This is a genomic window from Pseudomonas sp. GP01-A4, assembly GCF_058780865.1.
In genome coordinates, this window is the sequence record NZ_JBYSWF010000088.1 from 1 (window position 1) to 24003 (window position 24003).

Here is a 24003-nt window from a genome sequence, read left to right on the forward strand (position 1 = left end):
CACCACCCCATTGCCCCCGGGCGCCTCGCTGTCGATCAACGTCAACGACGCCACCTCACGCCCCTGAGCCTGCAACCGCGTGGCCATCTCGAACACCACCCAACCGCCAAACGAATGCCCCACCAAATGCACCGGCCCCGAAGGACATTCCTGCTCCAGGGCCTGCAAATAACAGCGCGCCGCCGCCTCAACCTGGCTATGGGGCACCACCTCCCCATCCAGCCCACGGGGCTGCAAGCCAAAGATCGGCCAGTCCCGTCCCAACGCCTCGGTCAACCCTACAAACCCCGTCACGCTATCCCCCGCCCCCGGCACACAGAAGATCGGTGCCTGCCCGGCGCGACCACTCTGGATCCGCAACAACGGCTGATGCACCGCCACCGCCGGCGCCTCACTCAACGCCAGGGCCTCAACCATCGCCTGCCCCAGCGCCTGGATATGCGGTGCCTGCATCATGCTCTGGTGATCCCCCGGCACCTCAATGCGGCGCAATTGCCCCACGGCCAGTGCCTCATCCCATCCCAAATCCAGGCTGCGCCGCGAGAGTTCCGTCGGCCGCTCGGCGGCGCTGAACAAGTGCACCGCCAGCGGCATCGGGAACAGGCTGTAATGCGCCAACGCATGCCCATGCCCGACTTCCCGCTGGATAAAACTCAACAGGTCCGCGTCCGAAGCCGCCGCCATCTGCGCGTACAACAAATGCCGATCGCGGCAGCGTTGCAGCAAACCCGCAAAGTCCAGCTGTCCAATGTCCGCTTCCAGTTGCTCAAGGCTCGCCAACTCATCCACACCTCCCTGTGCCTTCCAATACGCCGTGCACTGCAACAGCAAATGCCGCTTGAGGGCATCCGGCCCGCTCCAGCGCGCCTTGCCCTGGTCGGTCATGCGCGGCACGTAGCTGTCGATCAACCCGAGGAATGCCACCGGTTCGTCCAGCCCCTGCAGTTGCATCGCCACTTCATAGGCCAACACCCCGCCGAACGACCAACCCGCCAGCCGATACGGCCCATGGGGCTGCACCGAGCGGATGATCCCCACCAGCCGCGCCGCCAGGCCTTCCATGGTCTGCAACTGCACCTCGCCAAGGGGTGCACCGGGCAGGCCATAGATCGGGTAGTCCCCCGGCAGGTGCCGACCCAGCGCCGGGAAATACACGTCCATGCCGCTGAACTCATGCACCAGGAACAACGGCGGCTGGCTGCCGCTGGCGCGTACGGTGATCAGCGAGCTGTTGTCCTCCCGCGCCGTGCGCTGACCGAGCATCGAGGCAACCGAGGCCACGCTGGCGTGCTGGAACAGCTCGGCCAACGACACCTCAAGCCCCGCCTCTTCCATCAGGTTGACCAGCCGGATCGCCAGCAACGAATGGCCACCCAGTTCAAAGAAACTGTCATGCCGACCGACCTGCTCCAGCCGCAACACCTCGGCCCAGAGGCGTGCCAGGGTCTGTTCCAGCTCGTTCGCCGGCGCCTCGAACACGCGGCTCGCCGATGCCTCCAGCGCGGGCACCGGCAGGGCCTTGCGGTCGACCTTGCCGTTGGCTGTCAGGGGCATTTTTTCCAGCGGTACATAGGCCGATGGCACCATGTAGTCCGGCAGGTGCTGCAGCAGATGACTGCGCAACACTTCGATGGCCAGCGGCTCGCCGGTGTAGTACGCCACCAGGCGCTTGTCCCCCGGCGCATCTTCTCGTGCCAGCACCACCACATCCTTGATGCCGCTGCAGGTGGCCAGGCGTGCTTCGATCTCGCCCAACTCGATGCGGAAGCCGCGGATCTTCACCTGGTCGTCATTACGCCCGATGCACTCCAGCAGTCCGTCCGCCGACCAGCGCCCAAGGTCGCCGGTGCGGTACAACAAGCCATCGCCAAACGGATCATCGACAAACTTCTCGGCCGTCAGCTCCGGCCGGTTCAGGTACCCCTTGGCCACGCCATGCCCGCCAATGCAGATTTCCCCGACCACGCCCAGCGGCACCGGCTGCAAGTGCGCATCCAGCAGGTGGATTTGCGTGTTGGCAATCGGCCTGCCGATCGGCACGCTTTCGGCATCGGCGGCGATGGCCTGCACTTCATGCGTGGTGGCGTAAGTGGTGGTTTCCGTCGGGCCGTAGCAATGCACCAGCCGCAGTGCCGGCGCCTGGGCCAGCAGGCTGCGGAACGCCGCCGGGTCGGCCCGTTCGCCGCCGCACAACAGGATGCGCAGCCCGGCCAACGCGTCGGGAATCAATTGCACGTACTGGTTGAACAGCGCAGTGGTGACGAACAGGATCGTCGCCCCGCCCGCCTTCAGTGCCCGGCCAAACGCGCCGGGGTCGAGCAAGGTCGCATGGTCGATCACCAGCACCTGGCCGCCGTTGAGCAAGGGGCCCCACACGTCCATGGTGCTCGCGTCGAACGCCGGGTTGGAAGCGAACGCCACGCGGTCATGGGCGTTGAAATCGGCGTAGCCGTTATTGATCACCAGCCGCGTGATGCCCCGGTGCGGTACCAGCACACCCTTGGGGGTGCCGGTGGAACCGGAGGTGTACATGATGTACGCCACGCGCTCCGAGGACTGCGACAGGTCCGGGTTGTGGCTCGGTTGCGGGTCCAGCGCCAGGGTGTCGAGGTCGATACGTCGGGCTGGGTAAGCGACAGGCTCGCTGCTGTGGGTCAACAGCCACACCGCGCCACTGTCCTGCACCATAAAGGCCTGGCGCTCGGCCGGGGCGTTGATGTCCAGCGGCACGTAGGCCGCCGCGCATTTGAGGATTGCCAGTTGGCTGAGCAACAGGTCAATCGAGCGCGGCAACAGGATCGCCACATGGTCGCCGGGCTGCACGCCCAGGTTGCGCAGGTGGTGCGCCAACTGGTTGGCGCGGGTGTTCAGCGCGCCGTAACTCAGGGTGTGTTCACCATGCACCACTGCGATAGCACCCGGGCGTGCCTGGGCCTGGGCTTCGAACAAACGCTGCACCGTATGTTCGTGAGGGAATTCGCGCTGGGTGGCGTTGAATTCCATCCGCAGTTTTTCACGCTCCGCCGCCGGCAGAATCGACAGTTGGCTGATTGAGCCCCCTGCATTCTGTTCCAGGGCCTGCACCAGTTGCTCCAGGGCAACATGCAGGTACTCGCAGAGGCGTGGCGCGCCCTGCCCCATGGCGTCAAAGCCAAACCCGTCGCCCAGGTCATCGACACTCAGGGACAGCGCAAAGTTGGTACGTTCCTCGGCCTTGAGCACCTGCATGCCCTGCCACGCCTCGGCTACGCCGCCAGCGTGCGGGGCGCTGTGGCGATAGTTGAACAGCACGCTGAACAGCGGCGTATTGGCCGGCAGCCCGCTGCAACGCTGGGCCAGGGCCAGTGGCGCATGTTCGTGACTGAGCAACCGGGTCAGGCTTGCGTGGGTGGCCATCAGCGCTGCGTGCACCGTGCGCTCACCCAGGTCGACCCGCAGCGGCAAGGTGTTGATGAACACACCCAAGGCACGTTCGGCGCCTTCGCCGCCTTGCAGCCGGCCCAGCAATACGGTGCCGAACACCACCTGCTCGCGGCCGGAAACCTTACCCAGCACCTGCGCCCAGGCCAGGTGCATCAGGCTCGCAGCACTCACCCCAAGCTGCCGTGCCAGGGTGCGCAGGCGCCCGTTCAACAGCGGGTCGACGCGCAAATGTGCCTGTTGCGCTTCACCCGGTGCACTCAATGCCAGCGTCGGCTCATCGACCTCCCCGAGCATCTCGCGGAAGAACGCTTCGTGCTCTTCCTCGCGCATGCCCAACCGCGTCTGCGCCACATAATTGCGATACGGCACCGCCGCCCCCAACTGCTCGCGCCGGCCGAGCAAGCACGCCTGCATCTCGTGCTGCAGCACCTCCAGCGCAACGTGGTCCATCACCAGATGATGGAACAGCAACAACGCAACCACCCGCTGGTTGGCCGGGTCCTCGGCGTATACCAGGCGCATCAGCGGTGCCTGAGCCAAGTTCAGCCGATGCTGTTCGAAGCGCGCCTGCAATTGCTCCAGCACATCGCCCGCCAGTTGAATCGGCTCAACCCGCAACGAGGCCTGGCGCCACACCACCTGCACCGGTTCTTCCAGCCCGTCCCAGTGCATCGACGAGCGCAGGATATCCTGCCGCTCGATCACCGCCTGCAACGCCTGGGCAAACGCTTCAAGGCGCTCGACGCTGGCGAAGGCAAACTGCGCCTGCAACAGGTACGCGTCACCCTGTTGCACTGCGCGATGGTGATACAGGATCCCGGCCTGCAACGGCGCCAGCGGGTAGATATCCTGCACGTTGGCCGCGCCGCCGGGAATGCTCGCGACAAGGCGGTCGATGGCGGGTTGCTTCAAGTTCACGAGCGTCAGCATGTCCGGGGTGATCCGCGTGCAATCCGCGGCGATCCCATTGGCCGGCACCACCACTTCGCGACCACCACCCACGGCAGCCGCCAAGGCTGCAAGGGTGGGTTGACCAAACAACACTTTCACATCCGCCGACAACCCGACCCGACGCATGCGGCCGATCAGGCTGGCGGCCAGCAGCGAATGGCCGCCCAGCTCGAAGAAATGGTCGTGCCGACCGACACGCTCCACCTTGAGCAAATCCGCCCAGAGGCCGGCCAGGGTGATTTCTGTTTCCCCCACAGGCGCGACGTACTCCCGGGCGCTCACCGATTCCAGGCCCGGCGCCGGCAGTGCCTTGCGGTCGAGCTTGCCATTGGGGCTCAGGGGCAAGGCGTCCAGGTGCATGAAGGTGGCCGGTACCATGTAGTCCGGCAGGTGTTCCAGCAAATGGCTGCGCAAAGCGTCGATTTGCGCCGGCACGCCGGTGTAGTAAGCCACCAGCCGTGAATCGCGGGCTACCACGGCGGCTTCGTTGATCTGCGGGTATTGCAGCAGTCGCGCCTGAATCTCACCCAGCTCGATGCGCAGCCCACGGATTTTCACCTGGTCATCGTTGCGGCCCAAATACTCGATAGTGCCGTCCGGCAGGTAGCGCCCGACGTCGCCGGTGCGGTACATCCGGCCCGCGCTGAACGGGTTCTTGAGGAAGCGCTCGGAAGTCAGCTCAGGACGGTGCAGGTAACCCCGCGCCACTTGCACACCGCCGATGAACAGCTCGCCCACCACACCCAATGGAACAGGCTGCAACTGCCCGTCCAGCAGGTACATGCGGGTGTTGGCAATCGGCTTGCCGATGGGGGTGTTGTCCGGCGTGACGGGCCCGGCGCAATCCCACGCCGTCACGTCCACCGCCGCTTCCGTCGGGCCATAAAGGTTGTACAAACCGATGCCCGGCAACTGCTGTTTGAAGCGGCGCACCAGGCTGCCGGGCAACGCTTCACCACTGCACATCACCCGCACCATCCCGGCGCTCTGGCTGACGTCGCCGTGGGCCAGGAACACATCGAGCATCGATGGCACAAAGTGCAGCGTGGTGATCTGCTCCGCCTCGATCACCTCACACAGGTAGGCCGGGTCTTTATGCCCGCCTGGACGCGCCATCACCAACCGCGCGCCGGTGAACAGCGGCCAGAAGAACTCCCACACCGAGACGTCGAAGCTGAACGGGGTTTTCTGCAACACCCTGTCCTGGGCAGTCAGTCCGTACTCGTCCTGCATCCACAGCAGGCGGTTGACCACGCCCGCGTGCTCGTTGATCACGCCCTTCGGTTGGCCGGTGGAACCCGAGGTGTAGATCACGTAGGCCTGATGCTGCGCGGTCAGCCCATCCACTCGTGGGTTGGACGTTGATTGGTGCTGCCAGGTGTTCCGGTCCAGGTCCACCACCGGCACCGTCACGTCGCCCAGCAACGAACGGGTTTCGCCCTGTACCAGCACGGCGGCCGGTGCGCTGTCCTTGAGCATGTAGGCGATACGTTCCAGCGGATACGCCGGGTCCAGCGGCACATAACCGCCGCCCGCCTTGAGGATCGCGAACAGGCCGATGACCATCTCCAGGCCGCGCTCGACGCAAATCGCCACCCGCGAATCCGGCTGGACACCCAGCTCCCGCAGATGGTGCGCCAACTGATTGGCCCGTTCGTTCAGCTCGCGATAGCTCAGGCACTCCGAGCCTGCCTTCACCGCAAGCGCATCCGGCGTTCTCGCCACCTGGGCTTCGAACATACCGTGCAGCGTCTGGTCGAGGTTGTAATCCACTGTGGTGTTATTGAAGTCGAACAGCAGATGCTGGCGCTCCTGATCGTCCAGCAAGTCAGCCTGCTCCAGCACCGCCTGATCGTTATCCACCATGGCCTGCAGCACGCGGGTGAAGTAGCCGACATAGCGTTGCATGGTCGACTCGTCGAACAACGCGATGGCGTATTCCAGGGTGCCGCGAATTTCGCCCCGGGTCTCGCCGAGGTTCAGGGACAGGTCGAACTTGGCAAAGTGACTGTCCTCCACAATGCCTTCAAGGCTCAGGTCGCCGAGGGCCAGCACCGGCGCGTCACTGTCCTGCCAGGTCAACATCGTCTGGAACAGCGGGCTATGGGCCAGGCTGCGCAATGGCCGGGTGATTTCCACCACCTGCTCAAACGGCAGATCCTGATGAGCCTGGGCGTCCAGCGCCAGCCCCTTGACCCGCGCCAGCAGCGCCTCGGCACTCAGTTCGCCCGAGGTATCAATGCGCACTGCCAGGGTGTTGACGAACAACCCGATCAGGCCTTCCACCTCGGCCCGCTGGCGGTTGGCGACCGGCGAGCCGATCACCACTTCCTCCTGCCCGGCCAAACGCGCGAGCAACGATGCCCACGCCGTCATCATCACCATGTACAGCGTGGTGCCGTGGCGCTGGCTGAGGGCCTTGAGCCCGGCGCTCAGGCGCTCATCCAGGTGCACCTCGACGCTGCTGCCGGCGTAGTCCTGCTGGGCCGGGCGTGGACGGTCGGTCGGCAACATCAGCAACGCCGGCGCACCGGCCAGGGAGTGTTGCCAGTAGCTGCTCTGGCGATGCAGCACTTCGCCGCTCAGCCACAGGCGCTGCCATACGGCAAAGTCGCTGTACTGGATCGGCAACGGCGGCAGTGGGTCAGCCTCACCGTGGCTGAAAGCCTGGTACAGCGCCATCAGTTCGCGGGTCAGCACGCCCATGGACCAGCCATCGGACACGATGTGGTGGATAGTCAGCAGCAATACGTGGTGATCGTCGGCCATGATCACCAGGCGCCCGCGCAACAGCGGGCCGCGCTGCAAATCAAAAGGCGCCGAGGCTTCGCCCTGGATCAACGCGTCAAGCACCTGCTGTGCTTCGGGGTGGCGACGCAGGTCCTGGACTTGCAGGGGCATCACTTCTTCAGGCGGCACGATCAGCACCTGGGCGTCGTCATCCTGCTGGGCAAACCGGCTGCGCAAGGTCTCATGCCGCGCGACGATCCGCGCCAGGGCCCGTTGCAGCGCGTCGACGTGCAACTGCCCGCGCAGGCGCAGGCCGATGGGAATGTTGTAGGCGGTGTTGGCGCCCTCCATCAGCGCCAGGAACCACAGGCGTTGCTGGGCAAACGACAACGGCAACTCCGTGTCCCGCGCCACCGGCAGGATATCCGGCAAGGTGCTGCGCCCGGCCTGGGCCACTACCTGCGCCACCGCCGCCAGTTCGGCATTGGCGAACAGTTCGCCCAGTGCCAGGTCGACCCCCAGTTGCTGGCGAACCTGGGACACCATGCGCATGGCCAGCAACGAATGGCCGCCCAACTCAAAGAAATGATCCTGGCGCCCAACACGTTCCACTTGCAACACATCGGCCCAGATCTGCGCGAGGACGGTTTCGATATCGTTATGAGGCGCCTCGTATTCGCGAGTGAAGACGGCGGCCAGGTCCGGCTTTGGCAGCGCCTTGCGGTCCAGTTTGCCGTTGGCGGTCAGGGGCAACGCATCGAGTTTCACGTAGGCCACCGGCACCATGTAGTCCGGCAAGTGCGCCACCAGATGGGCACGAACCTCGCCCACCTGAAGCGGTTCGAATTGCGGGTTTTCGGTGAAGTAAGCCACCAGCCGTGGCTGGCCCGGTTGGTCTTCACGGGCCAGCACCACCACTTCCTGAAGGCCAGGCAGCTGGTTGAGGCGGGTTTCGATTTCCCCCAGTTCGATGCGCACACCGCGGATTTTCACCTGGTCGTCGTTGCGGCCCAGGTACTCGATATTTCCGTCCGGCAACCAGCGCGCCAGGTCGCCGGTGCGGTACATGCGGCCCGAATTGAATGGGTCATCCAGGAAACGTTCGGCGGTCATTTCCGGGCGATTGAGGTAACCCCGCGCCACGCCCTTGCCGCCCACATACAGTTCACCGGCAACCCCCAAGGGCACCGGGCGCTGCTGTTCGTCCAGCAGGTAAACCGTGGCATTGGAAATGGGCTTGCCGATGTGCAACGGCTGCCCGGGCTCGATCCGCCCGGAGGTCGCCACCACCGTGGCTTCGGTGGGGCCGTAGTTGTTGATCACCTCGAAACGCTGGGCCCGGGTGAACTGGCGCAGGCGGTCGCCGCCAATCAGCAAGGTGCGCAGGGTCGGGTGCTCGATGTTCTGGCTGAACGCATATTCGGCCACCGGCGTGGGCAGGAAACACACGTCCAGCGGTTGCGCGCGCCACCAGTCCAGCAGCGCGTCGATATCTTCAGCGCCGTCGTGGGCCGGCGGCAGGTGCAAGGTGGCCCCCACGCACAGTGCCGGCCAGACTTCCCAGGCCATCGCGTCAAAGCCAAACCCGGCAACGCTCGCGGTGTGGCGGCCTGCGCACAGGTCAAACGCCGTGCAATGCCAGTCCACCAGGTTGGCCACGGTGTGATGTTCCACCATCACGCCCTTGGGCAGGCCGGTGGAGCCGGAGGTGTAGATCACGTAGGCCAGGTTGGTGGGCGTGACGGCCACCTGCGGGTTGCTCGCCGAATGGTGGTGCCAGGTAAAACGGTCCAGGTTGATCACCGGCACATCGAGCGCGGGCAGGCGCTCCAGCAGTGCATGCTGGGTCAGTACCGCGACCGGGGCGCTGTCGCCGAGCAGGTAGCTCAGGCGCTCGGCCGGGTGCGACGGGTCCACCGGCACATAGCAGGCGCCGGACTTGAGGGTCGCCAGCAACCCGGCCAGGGTGTCCAGCCCGCGCCGGGCAACGATGGCCACGCGATCGTCGGGTTTTACCCCCAGCGCCAGCAGGTGATGGGCCAGCAGGTTGGCTTGTTGATTCAACTCGGCGTAGGTCAGCTGGCGGCCTTGATACACCGCGGCCACCGCGTCCGGGGTCAGCAGGGTCTGGGCCTCGATACGCCCATGCAGGGTGGTGCCTTGCGGGAAGTCGATGGCTGTCGCGTTGAACTGCTCCAGCAAGTGCCGCTGCTCCGCCTCGGGCAACACCGACAAGCGATTCAAGGGGGTCTCGGGTGCCTGTTCCAGCGCCTGTACCAAATTCTCCAGGGCAGTTTGCAGATAAGCGCACACCCGCTGAGGATCAACCTGGGCACTGGCCAACAGGCTCAGGCTGAAGTCTTCGCCCAGGTCGTCGACGCTCAGGGTCAACGGGTAGTTGGTGCGTTCCTCGGAGCGCAACGCTTGAATACCCTGCCAGGCCGAGACCGCTTCGGCGCTCGCGCCGCCTGCGCTATGGCGGTAGTTGAGCAACGCGCTGAACAGCGGCGTCGGCGCCACTACACCGCTGCAACGCTGGGCCAGGGCCAGCGCCGCGTGTTCGTGACGCAGCAAGGTGGTCAGCCGGGCATGGGTCGCCTTGACCCCGGTGCGCACGTCTTCGGCGCCTACATCCACCCGCAATGGCAAGGTGTTGATAAAGATCCCCAGGGCACGGTCGGTGTCGTGGCTGCCCTGCATGCGGCCCATCAGCACCGTGCCGAACACCACCTGTTCCTTGCCCGCCAGCACTCCCAGCACCTGGGCCCAGCCCATGTGGAACAGGCTCGCGGCGCTGACGCCCAACTGCCGGGCCTGGGCGCGCAAGCGCCGGCTCAACTGCGGGGCCAGCGGCAGGCTGATCTCCTGGATGTTGTCGCCGTCGCCCTGCACATCCTGCAGGCCGTAGGGCAAGGTCGGCTCGCTGATGTCGCCGAGCATCTGCCGGAAGAACCCTTCGTGCTCCTGCTCGCTGATGCCCAGGCGCGCCTGGGCGACATAGTTGCGAAACGGCACCGCCTGGCCCAGTTCAGCCGCCCTGCCCAGCAGGCAGGCTTGCATCTCGTGGCAGACCACTTCCAGCGCGCTGTGGTCCAGGGCCATGTGGTGGAACAACAGCATCGCCACCACCCGTTGGCCGGCTTCATCCCAGGCCCGCACTAGGCGCAGCAGCGGCGCGCGGGTCACGTCCATGCGGTAGTGGCGGCCATCGAACAGGCGATGCAACTGGGCGGCGATATCGCCGTCTGCCGGGTCCAGTTCAATCGCCTGCACCGGCAGGCGCGCGGTGCGCCAGACCACTTGCGACGGTTCTTCCAGGCCTTCCCACACCACGCCGGTCCGCAGGATGTCGTGACGGTCGATCACCTGTTGCAAGGCCAGGGCAAAGCCCTCGAAACGCTCAAGGCTGTCGAAGGCAAACAGCGACTGCATGATGTACGGGTCGCCGTGTTCGGCACTCACATGGTGGTAGAGGATGCCCTCCTGCAACGGTGCCAGCGGGTAGATGTCCTGCACATTGGCGACGCCACCCTCGACGGTCTCGAGGATACGGTCGATGGACGCCTGGCTGAGGGTCGACAGGCTCAGCATCTGCGGGGTAATCGAGGTAGCGCCCGGTGGAATGCCATTGGCCGGCACCTGCACCTCACCGGCCTTGGTGGCCGAGTACTCCCCGGCCTTGATCAGCTCGATCAGCGCCGGCTTGTGTTCGCGCAGCGAGGCCACCAGTGCCGCGTCGCTCAGGGCCTGCTTGTTGCCTTGCACCGACAACTGATCGCCCTTGAGCGCCAGTTGCACATCCTTGGCCTTGAGTGTCGCCAACAGTTCGATGATGCTCACAGGACGATCTCCATTCGTTCGGTAATTGCGGCGTAGCCGGCCAGGGTCGGCTGTTCGAACAGGCCCCGCACATCGGCTTCCATGCCTTCCTGACGCAAGCGTCCGATCAGACTGACGGCCAGCAACGAGTGCCCGCCCAGCTCGAAAAAGTTGTCGTGTCGCCCGACCCGCTCCACCTTCAGCAGCTCGGTCCACAGCCGCGCCAGGGTGATTTCGGTAGCGCCCACCGGGGCCTCGTACTCGCGCACGATCAGTGATTCCACACCCGGCGTAGGCAAGGCCTTGCGGTCGAGCTTGCCGTTGGGGCTCAGGGGCAGAGCGTCGAGATGGATGAATACCGCGGGCACCATGAAGTCCGGCAAGCGCGCCAGCAGGTGCGCCCGCAACTGTTCGATATCGGCTGACACGCCGGTGTAGTACGCCACCAGGCGTTCGTCGCGGGCCAACACGGCCGCTTCCTTCACCTGTGGATACTCGGTCAGCCGCGCCTGGATTTCCCCCAGTTCGATACGCAGGCCACGGATTTTCACCTGGTCATCATTGCGGCCCAGGTACTCGATATTGCCATCCGGCAGGTAGCGCCCGACGTCACCGGTGCGGTACATCCGGCCTGGGTTGAACGGGTCCTTGAGGAAGCGCTCGGCCGTCAGCTCGGGACGGTGCAGGTAGCCGCGAGCCACTTGCACACCGGCGATAAACAGCTCGCCCACCACGCCCAGCGGCACCGGTTGCAACCGGGCATCCAGCAGGTACATGCGGGTGTTGGCAATCGGCTTGCCGATAGGCGTGTTGTCCGGCACCACGGGCCTGGCGCAGTTCCAGGCGGTCACGTCCACTGCGGCTTCCGTCGGGCCATAGAGGTTGTACAGGCCGATGCCGGGCAATTGCTGCTTGAAGCGCCGCACCAGGCTGCCGGGCAAGGCTTCGCCGCTGCACATCACCCGCAGCAGCCCGGCGCCCTGGCTGACATCACCGTGGGCCAGGAACACATCGAGCATCGACGGCACGAAGTGCAAGGTGGTGATCTGTTCTGCCGCGATCACCTCGCACAGGTAAGCCGGCTCCTTGTGCCCGCCGGGGCGAGCCATGACCAGCCGCGCACCGGTGAACAGGGGCCAGAAGAACTCCCACACCGACACATCGAAGCTGAACGGGGTTTTCTGCAGTACCGCATCAGTGGCGTTCAGGCCGTAGGCGTCCTGCATCCACAGCAGGCGGTTGACCACACCCGCGTGCTCGTTGATCACGCCCTTGGGTTGGCCGGTGGAGCCGGAGGTGTAGATCACGTAGGCCTGGTGCTGCGCGGTCAACCCGGGAACCTGTGGGTTGGACACCGGCTGGTGCGCCCAGGTGTTCTGGTCAAGATCCACCACCGGCACCGTCACGTCGCCCCGCAACGAACGGGTAGCGCCCTGCACCAGCAGCGCCGCGGGCTGGCTGTCTTGCAGCATGTAGGCGAGGCGATCCAGCGGGTACGCCGGGTCCAGCGGCACATAACCACCGCCGGCCTTGAGGATCGCAAACAGACCGATGACCATCTCCAGTCCACGCTCGACGCAGATCGCCACCCGCGCATCCGGCTGCACGCCCAGTTCCCGCAGGTGGTGCGCCAGTTGGTTGGCGCGCTGGTTCAGCTCGGCATAGGTCAGGCATTGCTCACCCGCCTTCACCGCCAATGCATCCGGCGTGCGCTCGACCTGGGCCTCGAACAGGCCGTGCAGGGTCTGCGCCAGGTCGTAGTCAACCTCGGTGGCATTGAAATCAAACAGCAGTTGCTGACGCTCTGCATCCCCCAGGATCGGCAGGCGGTCAAGGGCCTGGTGCGGCGCGTGCTCCAGGGCCTCCACCAACTGGGTCAACGCCATCTGCATATAACCGCAGACCCGTTGTGCGCCTACCTGGGCCGGGGTCAACGCGGTGAAGTCATAACCATCACCCAGGTCATCGACGTTCAGGGTCAACGGATAGTTGGTGCGCCCGTCATTGGTCAGGGTCTGCATGCCTTCCCAGGCGTGCTGCGCGTCCTGTGAACGGGTGGCGCCGCCCCGGTGGCGATAATTGAGCATCGAGCTGAACAGCGGCAGCGGCGCCGCCACCCCGCTGCAACGCTGGGCCAGGGCCAGGGAAGCATGTTCATGGCCCAGCAGCGCGGTGAGCCGGGCATGGGTGCTGCGCACGCTGTCGCGCACGCCTTGCCCGTCGATATCCAGGCGCAATGGCAGGGTGTTGATGAACACGCCAAGGGCCCGGTCCGCGCCCTCGCCGCCCTGCATCCGGCCGACCAGCACCGTGCCAAACACCACATTCGGCTTGCCCGACGTCACCGCCAACACCTGCGCCCATGCCAGGTGGAACAGGCTCGCGGTGCTCACGCCCAGCAGGCGTGCCTGGGCCCTGAGGCGCCGGCTGACGGCAGCGTCCAGGTGATGCGTGAATTCTTCGATATCCCGACCATCGCCCTGCACATCCTGCAAGCCAAACGGCAGCGTTGGCTCATGGATATCGCCAAGCATCTCGCGGAAGAACCCTTCATGTTCCTGCTCGCTGACACCCAGTCGCGCCTGCGCCACGTAGTTGCGATAAGGCATCGGCGCGGCCTGCGGTGCGGGGTGCCCCAGCAGGTAGCCCTGCATTTCCCGCAGCACCACGTCGAATGCGGTGTGGTCCAGCACGATGTGGTGATACAGCAGCACCGCCACCACCCGCTGATTGGCCGGGTCGTTGGCATACAGCAGGCGAATCAGCGGCGCCTGGGCGATGTCCAGCCGGTAGCGCCGGGCGTCGAAACGCTGATGCAGGCCGGCCAGCACATCACCGTCCAGATGCAGCGCTTCGACCGTCAATCGAGCCTTGCGCCACACCACTTGCACCGGCTGCGCCAAGCCTTCCCAGACCACACCGGTACGCAGGATGTCGTGGCGGTCGATCACCTGCTGCAAGGCCTGGGCGAAGCTGTCCAGGCGCGCCTGGGTATCGAATGCCAGGTGCGATTGCAGCAGGTACGGATCGCCCTGCTCCGCCGTGATGTAGTGGTAAAGAATGCCTTCCTGTAACGGTGCCAGCGGGTAAATATCCTGCACATTGGCGGCGCCACCCGGCACGCTGGCGACGATCTGGTCGATCATCGGCTGATCCAGCTCCACCAATGGCAGCATCGAGGGCGTGATGCGCGGGCAATCGGCGGCGATGGCATTCACCGGCACCACCACTTCCCGGCCACTGCCCACTGCCGCTGCCAATGCCGCCAGCGTCGGCTGGCTGAACAGCACCCGCACATCGGCGCTGAGGCCGGCCTGGCGCATGCGCTCGATCAGGCTTACCGCCAGCAAGGAATGGCCGCCCAGCTCGAAGAAGTGGTCATGGCGGCCCACTTGCTCCACCTGCAACACCTCGGCCCAGATCCGCGCCAGGGTGGTCTCGACTTCGCCGCGTGGGGCTTCATATTCCCGGCTGAGCACGGCGGCCTGATCCGGTGCCGGCAGCGCCTTGCGGTCAAGCTTGCCGTTGGCGGTCAACGGCCAGCTGTCGAGTTTGACGTAGGCCACCGGCACCATGGCCTCGGGCAGTTGGCTGTGCAGCTCGGCGCGCAGGGTTTCGATAACCAGCGGGGTTTGCTGGGTGAACCAGGCCACCAGGCGGCCGTCGCGCACCAGCACCACGGCTTCCTTGACGCCGTCGACGGCGGCCAGGCGGGTTTCGATTTCTCCCAGCTCGACGCGCACGCCCCGGACTTTTACCTGGTCGTCGTTGCGGCCCAGATATTCAATGTTCCCATCCGGCAGCCAGCGCGCCAGGTCGCCGGTGCGGTACATGCGGCCCGGGTTGAACGGGTCATCGAGGAATCGCTCGGCGGTCAGGTCCGGGCGATTCAGGTAGCCGCGGGCCACGCCGCGGCCGCCTACATACAGCTCACCGGCCACACCCACCGGCACCGGCCGTTGTTGTGCATCCAGCAGGTACACCGTGGCATTGGCCATCGGCTTGCCGATATGCAGCGGCTGGCCGGCGCGCACCCGGCCAGAGGTGGCGACCACCGTGGCTTCGGTGGGGCCGTAGTTGTTGATCACCGCGAAACGTCGCTCATGGCTGAACTGGCGCAGGCGATCACCGCCGATCAACAGGGTGCGCAGGCTTGGGTGCTCAAGGTCCTGGCTGAACGCGTACTCGGCCACCGGGGTGGGCAGGAAGCTCACGTCCAGCGGCTGGGCCAGCCACCAGGCCAGCAGTTCGTCGATGTTTTCATTGCCGACATGGGCCGGTGGCAGGTGCAAGGTCGCCCCCACGCACAATGCCGGCCAGACTTCCCAGGCCATGGCATCGAAACCGAAGCCGGCCACGCTGCTGGTGTGGCTGGCGGCCTGCAGGTCGAAGGCTTCACAGTGCCAATGCACCAGGTTTTCCACGGTGCGGTGTTCCACCATCACGCCTTTGGGCTGGCCGGTGGAGCCGGAGGTGTAGATCACATAGGCGAGGTTCGCCGGGGTCAGGCTGGCGACGTGGGGATTGGTGCCGTCGGGATAGGCGCCATGCAGATCGACGATGGCGATATCACCGAGCACGCCACGGGTGCTCTCTTCGGCCAGGACCGCGACCGGTGCGCTGTCTTGCAGCAGGTAAGCGATGCGCTCGGCCGGATAGGCAGGGTCTACCGGGACGTAGGCCGCGCCCGCCTTGAGAATCGCCAGCAGGCCCGCCAGCATCTGCGGGCCGCGTCGGCAGCAGATCGCCACACGATCGTCGGGCTGTACGCCCAGCGCCAGCAAGTGATGGGCCAATTGGTTGGCGCGTTGGTTGAGCTGTTGGTACGTCAGGTGCTGGCCGTCCTGGCTCACGGCAATCGCCTGCGGCAGGCGCAGGGCCTGGGCTTCGAAAGCGCCGTGCAGGGTCTGCCCTTGCGGGTAGTCGCGGGCGGTGGCGTTGAAGCTGCGCAGCAGGTGTTCGCGTTCGCGGGCAGGCAGTACCGGCAACTGATGCAACGGCGTTTGCGGCGCGTGCTCAAGGGCCTCCACCAGTTGCTCCAGCGCACTGTGCATGGAGTCGCACAGGCGCTGCGCGCCGATGGATTCCAGCGCCAGTACCGTCAGGCCGAAGCCCGTACCGAGGTCGTCCACACTCAAGGTCAGCGGGTAGTTGCTGCGTTCTTCGCCGCCGAGCAACTGCACGCCTTCCCAGATACCGTGGCCGTCGCGGGCCATTTCGCCCGGGGTGCTGTGGCGGTAGTTGAGCAAGGCACTGAACAACGGCATCGAGGTCGGCACGCCGCTGCACCGCTGGGCCAGCGCCAGGGACGCATGTTCATGGCCCAGCAAGGCACTGAGCCGGGCGTGGGTCGCCTTGACGCCGGCACGTACCGCGTCGGCACCCACCTCCACCCGCAGCGGCAAGGTGTTGATGAACATGCCCAATGCCCGGTCGGCACCTTCGCCGGCTTGCATGCGGCCCATCAATACGGTGCCGAATACCACGTCCTGACGGCCCGACACCAGCCCGAGGACCTGGGCCCACGCGAGGTGCATCAGGCTCGCAGCGCTGACCCCCAGTTGCCGCGCCTGTTCACGAACCCGCAGCGCCAGCCCTGCATCGACGGGCAATTCGGCCTCTTCGATATCCCGGCCATCGCCCTGCACATCCTGCACGCCGAAGGGCAGCGTGGGCTCGTCGACATCGGCGAGCATTTCGCGGAAGAACTGCTCGTGTTCCTGGGCGCTGACACCCAGGCGAGCCTGGGCCACGTAGTGACGGAACGGTGCCGCGGCCGGCAAGTCATCGGCCTGGTTGAACAGGAACGCCCGCATTTCCTGGCCGACCACTTCCATGGCGGTGTGGTCCAGTGCCAGGTGATGGAACAGCAGGATCGCCGCGACCCGCTGGTTGGCCGGGTCCTGCGCATACACCATGCGCAGCAGCGGCGCCTGGGTGATATCCAGGCGATAGTGGCGGGCATCAAAACGCGCGTGCAGTTGTTCGATCACATCACCATCGGCCGGGTCCAGCGGGATGTTCTGCACCACCAGTTCGGCCTGGCGCCACACCACTTGCACCGGGCTGTCCAAGCCTTCCCACACCACGCTGGTGCGCAGGATATCGTGGCGCGCCACGACCTTTTGCAGCGCGCCCATGAAGGCCTGCAAACGCTCGACGCTGTCAAACGCCATGCGCGATTGCAGCAGGTAGGGGTCACCCTGTTCGGCGCTGATGTGGTGGTAGAGGATGCCTTCCTGCAACGGCGCCAGCGGGTAGATATCCTGCACGTTGGCCGCACCGCCGGGCACCGTCGCCACGATGCGGTCGATGGCCGGCTGGTCCAGCTTGACCAGGGTCAGCATCGACGGCGTGATGTGCTCGCAGCCCGGCGCAATGCCGTTGGCCGGCACCACGATTTCCCGGCCACTGCCCACCGCCGCCGCCAGCGCCGCCAGGCTTGGCTGGTTGAACAGCACCCGCACATCGGCGCTCAGGCCGGCCTGGCGCATGCGCTCGATCAGGCTCACCGCCAGCAACGAATGGCCGCCGAGTTCAAAGAAGTGGTCAAAACGCCCGACACGCTCGACCTTCAGCACGTCCTGCCAGATTTGCGCCAGCAGGGTTTCCACCTCGCCCTCCGGGGCTTCGAAACCACGGCTGAGCAGCGACGCCTGATCCGGCGCAGGCAGGCCCTTGCGGTCCAGCTTGCCATTCGCGGTCAGCGGCAACAGTTCCAACCAGACATAGGCCGACGGCACCATGTAGTCCGGCAGCCGGCTTTGCAGGTGCGCTCGCAACGCTTCAATACTCAGCGGCGCCTGGGCGGTGTAGTAAGCCACCAGGCGCTTGTCGCCGGGCTCATCTTCACGGGCCAGCACCACCGTGTCTTTCACGCCGGAATAGCTGGCGAGGCAGCTTTCGATTTCACCGGGCTCGATACGGAAACCCCGGATTTTCAGCTGATGGTCGTTGCGGCCCTGGTACAGCAAGGTGCCGTCCGCCTGCCAGCTCGCCAGGTCGCCGGTGCGGTACAGCAGCCCATCGCCGAACGGGTCGACGATAAATTTCTCGGCGGTCAATTGCGGCTGGTTCAGGTAACCCTTGGCCACACCCGCGCCACCGATGTACAGCTCGCCAACCACGCCCAGCGCCACCGGCTGCTGCCGTGCATCCAGCACGTAGGCGCGGCTGTTGCCAATCGGTCGACCAATCGGAATACCGCCCTCACCCACCGACTTGATCTCGAAGGTGGTGGAAAACGTCGTGGCTTCGGTGGGGCCATAGCCATTCAGCAGGTGCTGCGGCGCGCCGTGCTCAAGCACCCGGGCGATCACCTGCGGGTCAAGCACATCGCCGCCGACGATCAGGTAGCGCAGTTGCCGGAACATCGGCATCAACCCGTCGGCGTACTGATGGAACAGCCCGGCGGTCATCCACAACACGCTGACGGATTGCTCCTGCAACAGGGCGCCAAACGCGGCCTGGGACAGCAACGTGGCATGCTCGACCACCACCACGCAGCCGCCGTTGAGCAACGGCGCCCACACATCGAGGGTGCTGGCGTCGAACGCCGGGTTCGAGGCGAAGGCCACCCGGTCGCGGTGATTGAAGTCGGCGTAGCCGTTGTTGATCACCAATCGAGAGACGGCGCGATGTGGCACCTGCACGCCCTTGGGCGCACCGGTTGAGCCGGAGGTGTACATGATGTACGCCACGCTTTCGGCAGACTGGGACAGGTTCGGATTATGGGCCGGCTGATTGTCGAGGTTCAGCCCGTCGAGATCACGCAGCACCTGCCCGGCGTGACTGTCCTGCACCATGAACGCCTGGCGTTCGTCCGGCGCATTGATGTCCAGCGGCACGTACACCGCCGCGCACTTGAGGATGGCCAGTTGGCTGACCAGCAGGTCGATGGAACGTGGCAGCGCGATGGCCACGCTGTCGCCCGGTTTTACACCCTGGTCGATCAAATAGTGGGCCAGGCGATTGGCCCGCAGGTTGAGTTCGCGGTAAGTAAGCGACACGTCGCCGTGCACCACCGCCAGCGCGTCGGGGCTGGTCAGGACGCTGGCTTCGAAGATCCCGTGCACGGTGTGCGCAGCCGGGTAGGCGCGGGCAGTGGCGTTGAAGTCCACCAGCACTTGATGCCGCTCGGCGGGTGGCAGGATCGACACTTGATGCAGCGGTGTGGTCGGCGCCTGTTGCAGTGCCGTGGCCAGGTTGCGCAAGGCGCTGAGCATGTAGTCGCCGACGCGCCGCACATCCACCTCCGCCACGCCTTGCACGGTCAGGGCAAAACCTGCGCCGAGGTCGTCGACGTTCAGCACCAGCGGGTAGTTGCTGCGCTCCTCGGAACTGAGGATTTCGATCCCGGCGTCGGCGAACGGGCTGGCGCCCGGCGCTTCACCCGGCGCGCTGTGGCGGTAGTTGAGCAAGGTGCTGAACAACGGCAGCGCACCGGACACGCCACTGCATCGCTGGGCCAGGGACAAGGAGGCATGTTCATGCCCCAGCAACTGTGCCAGCCGCGCATGGGTGGCGCGCACGCCAGCCTGCACGCCCACCGCGCCGACACTGACCCGCAACGGCAAGGTATTGATGAACATTCCCAGCGCCCGGTCGGCGCCCTCGCCGCCGTGCAGCCGGCCCAGCAGCACGGTGCCGAAGACCACGTCATCCTGGCCCGAGACCTGGCCGAGGACCTGGGCCCACGCCAGGTGCACCAGGCTTGCGGCACTCACCCCCAGTTGCCGGGCCTGCTCGCGAAGGCCCAGGCTGAGGGCCGGTGCCAATGCCACGTGCGCTTCGCGCACACCGCTGCCGTCGCGGTTCACGTCCTGCAAGCCGAAGGCCAGGGTCGGCTCGTCGATGTCGCCGAGCATTTCGCTGAAGAACGCCTCATGCTGCGCAGCGCTCACACCGAGGCGCGCCTGGGCCACGTAGTTGCGGTACTGCACGGCGTCGGGCAGCAAGCAGGTTTCGCCTGCAAGGCTCGCGCTCATTTCCTCCACCAGCACCTGCAACGCGGTGTGGTCCAGCAGGATGTGGTGCAGCAGCAGGATGCCGACGTAACGGCCGTGATCCTCGGCGTAGGCAAACCGCATCAACGAGGCGCGGGACAGGTCGAGGCGGTAGTGGCGTGGGTCGAAGCGTTCCTGCAGTTGCGCCAATACGGCGCTGGAAGGATCGGCTTCAACCTGCTCAACCACCAGCAGCGCCTGGCGCAAGACCACCTGCACCGGCTCGTCCAGGCCTTCCCAGACAATCCCGGTACGCAGGATATCGTTGCGCTCGATCACACTTTGCAGCGCACGGATAAACGCCTCGACCGGCTCATGGCCGCTGAAGCTGAACTGCACCTGCAACACGTAGGGATCGCCTTCGGTGGTTGCCAGGTGGTGGTACAGGATGCCGGCCTGCAACGGGGCCAGGCCGTAGATGTCCTGCACGTTAGCGATGCCGCCGGGGACACTGGCGATGATATGGTCGATGGCCTGCTGGTCGAGATTCACCAGCGGCAGCATGTCCGGGGTGATGTGCCGCGTCGCTTCGCCGATCAGGTTGGCCGGGACCTGCACTTCATGTTGCCCGCCCACCGCAGCGGCCAGCGCAGCCAGGGTCGGCTGGCCGAACAGCACCCGCACATCGGCGCTCAGCTCGAGCTGGCGCATGCGCTCGATCAGCTTGACCGCCAGCAACGAATGGCCGCCCAGCTCGAAAAAGTTGTCCTGGCGCCCGACCCGGTCGACCTTGAGCAGGTCTTGCCAGAGATTCGCGATCGCGGTTTCCACCGCGCCTTGTGGCGCTTCATAACCACGACGGGCCAGGGCATCGGCGTCCGGTGCCGGCAAGGCCTTGCGGTCGAGCTTGCCGTTGGTGGTAAGCGGGAACGCGTCGAGCAGCACAAAGGCGCTGGGCACCATGTACTCGGCGAGGGACAGCAGCAGGTGGTCACGCATCTCAGCGGCAGTGGGCGTGTGTTCAGGCTGGGCAATCACGTAGGCCACCAGGCGCTTGTCGCCCGGTTCGTCTTCGCGGGCAATCACCACGGCTTCGCGCACACCTTCGCAGGTGGCCAGGCGTGCTTCGATCTCCCCCAGTTCGATACGGAAACCGCGAATCTTCACCTGGTCGTCGTTGCGCCCCAGGTACTCGACACTGCCGTCGGCCAGCATCCGGCCGAGGTCACCGGTCTTGTACAGGCGCAGGCCGGTTGCGGAATCCGTCAGAAAACGTTCGGCCGTCAGCTCATCGCGGTTGAGATAACCCCGCGCCACGCCGGCACCGCCGACGTACAACTCCCCGACTACGCCGCTCGGCACCGGTTCGCGGCGGGCGTCCAGCACATACAGTTGCAAGTCGGGAATGCGCACGCCAATCGGGCTCACGCCCACCCGCTGTGCATCCGCCGCCTCCAGGGCATGGTAGGTCACGTGCACGGTGGTTTCGGTGATGCCATACATGTTGACCAACCGCGTACCGGCGTTGGTCACCCGGGCGTACCACGGCTTGAGAATCCCCGGTTCCAGGGCTTCACCGCCGAAGATCACCTGGCGCAGCGAGTGCAGTTGCTGGCTGCGGCCCTGTGCCGCGATCAACTGGCGGAACGCGCTCGGCGTCTGGTTGAGAATACTGACGCCGGCTTCGCACAGCAGTGCGTAACACTCGTCCGGCGAGCGGCTGACCAGCTGCGGCACCACCAGCAACTGCCCGCCATGCATCAGCGCGCCCCAGATCTCCCACACCGAGAAGTCGAAGGCAAACGAGTGGAACAGCGCCCAGGTGTCATTGGCGTTGAACTTGAACCAGTGCTCGGTGGCGCTGAACAGTCGCGCGACGTTGCGGTGTTCGATCATCACGCCCTTGGGCAGGCCGGTGGAGCCGGAGGTGTAGATCACATAGGCCAGGCTGGACGCGCTGATTGCAACGTTGGGGTTGACGATGGGCTCGTGCTGCAGGCTGTTGAGGTCGATCGACGTGACGTCGCCCACCAAGTGGCGGGTGTCGTCCTGCACCAGCACCGCCAGCGGCGCGCTGTCTTTCAGGGTGTAGGCGATACGGTCCAGCGGGTAGGCCGGATCGATCGGCACATAACCCGCCCCAGCCTTGAGAATCCCCAGCAGGCCAATGATCATTTCCAGCCCGCGTTCGACACAGATCGCCACCCGGTCGTCGGGGCGGATGCCATGCTTGAGCAGGCAATGCGCAACCTGGTTGGCGCGCTCGTTCAGCTCGCGGTAGCTCAGGTGTTCGTGTTCAAAGCGCAGCGCGATGGCTTCGGGATGGCTGGCGGCATGAGCTTCGACTTGCTGGTGGATCAGGGCTGAATCGGCGTAGTGCTGGGTGCTGGCGTTAAGGCCATGCAGCAGATGCTGGCGTTCGGCGGCAGGCAGGATGCCCAGGTTGTGCAACGGTGCATCTGGCGTTTGTTCCAGGGCCAGCACCAGGTTTTCCAGGGCGGTGTGCAGGTAACCGGCAATGCGCGTCGCGCCGATGGAGGCGTCCACCATCACGGTAAAGGCAAAGCCTTCGCCCAGGTCATCGACGTTGACCGTCAGCGGGTAGTTGGTGCGTTCTTCGGCGCCCAACACCTGGATGCCTTCGGCGATATCGATCACCGCCTGGGTGTCCGAGGCATCGCTGTGACGGTAATTGAGGATGGCACTGAACAACGGCGTGGGTGCGGCCACACCGCTGCAACGCTGGGCCAGGGCCAGGGAGGCGTGTTCGTGATCGAGCAATTCGGTCAGGCGTTTATGGGTGGTTTGTACGCCCTCGCGCACGCTTTGTTCGCCTACATCTACCCGTAGCGGCAGGGTGTTGATGAACATGCCCAGGGCCTGGTCGGAGCCCTCGCCTGCGCCCATGCGGCCGAGCATCACGCTGCCAAATACCACGGCTTCGCGAGCCGAGACCTTGCCCAGCACCTGGGCCAGCGCCAGGTGCATCACACTGGCGGGACTGACACCCAACGGCCTTGCCTGGGCCCTTAGACGGCGGCTCAGGTCGCTGTCGACGGCAATGCGGGTTTCGTCGATGCCATACCCGTCACCCTGCACATCCTGCAGGCCGAACGGCAGGGTTGGCTCGTCGATATCGGCCAGCATCTCACGGAAGAACGCTTCGTGAGCCTGTTCGCTGACGCCATGGCGGACCTGGGCGATGTAGTTGCGAAACGGCACCGGTGCACTGGCGTGTTCGGTCTGGCCGGCGAGGTGCAGCTGAATCTCCCGGCGCACTACGTCGAGGGCGGTGTGGTCGAGGATGGTGTGGTGGAACAGCAGCATGGCGACCACACGCTGGTTGCGCGGGTCTTCGGCGAACACCAGGCGCAGCAGCGGTGCCTGGCCGAGGTCCATGCGGTAGTTGCGGGCGTCGTAGAGGGCTTGCAGTTGGGTCAGTACATCGCCGTCGAGGCGGGCTTCTTCGCAGGCCAGCGAGGCCTTGCGCCAGACGACTTGCAGGGGTTCGTCGAGGCGATCCCAGGCCATCGAGGTGCGCAGGATATCGTGGCGGTCGATGACCCATTGCAAGGCCTGGGCGAAGGTTTCAAGACGGGCGCGGCTGTCGAACACGAACTGCGCGTGCAGCACGTAGGGGTCGCCCTGGTGCGCTGACAGATGGTGGTAGAGCATGCCTTCCTGGAGCGGCGCCAAGGGGTAGATATCTTGCACATTCGCCGCCCCGCCGGGGATCGCGGCGACGATGCGGTCGATGGCGGGTTGGTCGAGGTTGACCAGGGGCAGCATGTCCGGGGTGATGCGGTAGGCCGGGCTGAGCCAGTCGCCGCCGTGTTGGGCGACGAGGTCGAGCAGTTGGGGTTTGTGGGCGATCAGTTGGTCCCATAGGGCGTCATCCAGCGCGTCGTCGTCACCCAGGATGATCAGGTCGCCTTCGTCCATTTGCAGGCGGATCGGGTGGGTGGAAAGAGCTGCCAGTAATTTGCTGAACTGCATGGGGTAACCTGCTTTTTTGAGTCGGATACGGTTGAGGAGAAAGTCCGTTTTCAGCTGTCGCGTAAGTGCCTGGGAGGCCCGGTTTAAAGCGCGGGCGCAGTCGTGGGCCGGGAGGCTTCCCGCAGGGTTGGGAAATTAG

At 65.4% G+C, this 24003-nt stretch carries 2 protein-coding genes; both read right to left on the minus strand.

The window, feature by feature from the left end; translation table 11 throughout:
- Nucleotides 1-10944, minus strand: a 10944-nt coding sequence (locus AC3WKX_RS30990; protein ID WP_102651265.1) for a non-ribosomal peptide synthetase, incomplete at its 3' end; no start/stop codon positions are given.
- The gene (locus AC3WKX_RS30995; RefSeq protein ID WP_102606164.1) at nt 10941-23864 is read right to left on the minus strand and encodes a non-ribosomal peptide synthetase; all 12924 of its coding nucleotides are present in this window, start codon (nt 23862-23864) and stop codon (nt 10941-10943) included. The genes AC3WKX_RS30995 and AC3WKX_RS30990, both read right to left, overlap by 4 nt.
- Between the last annotated feature and the right edge of the window lie 139 nt (nt 23865-24003).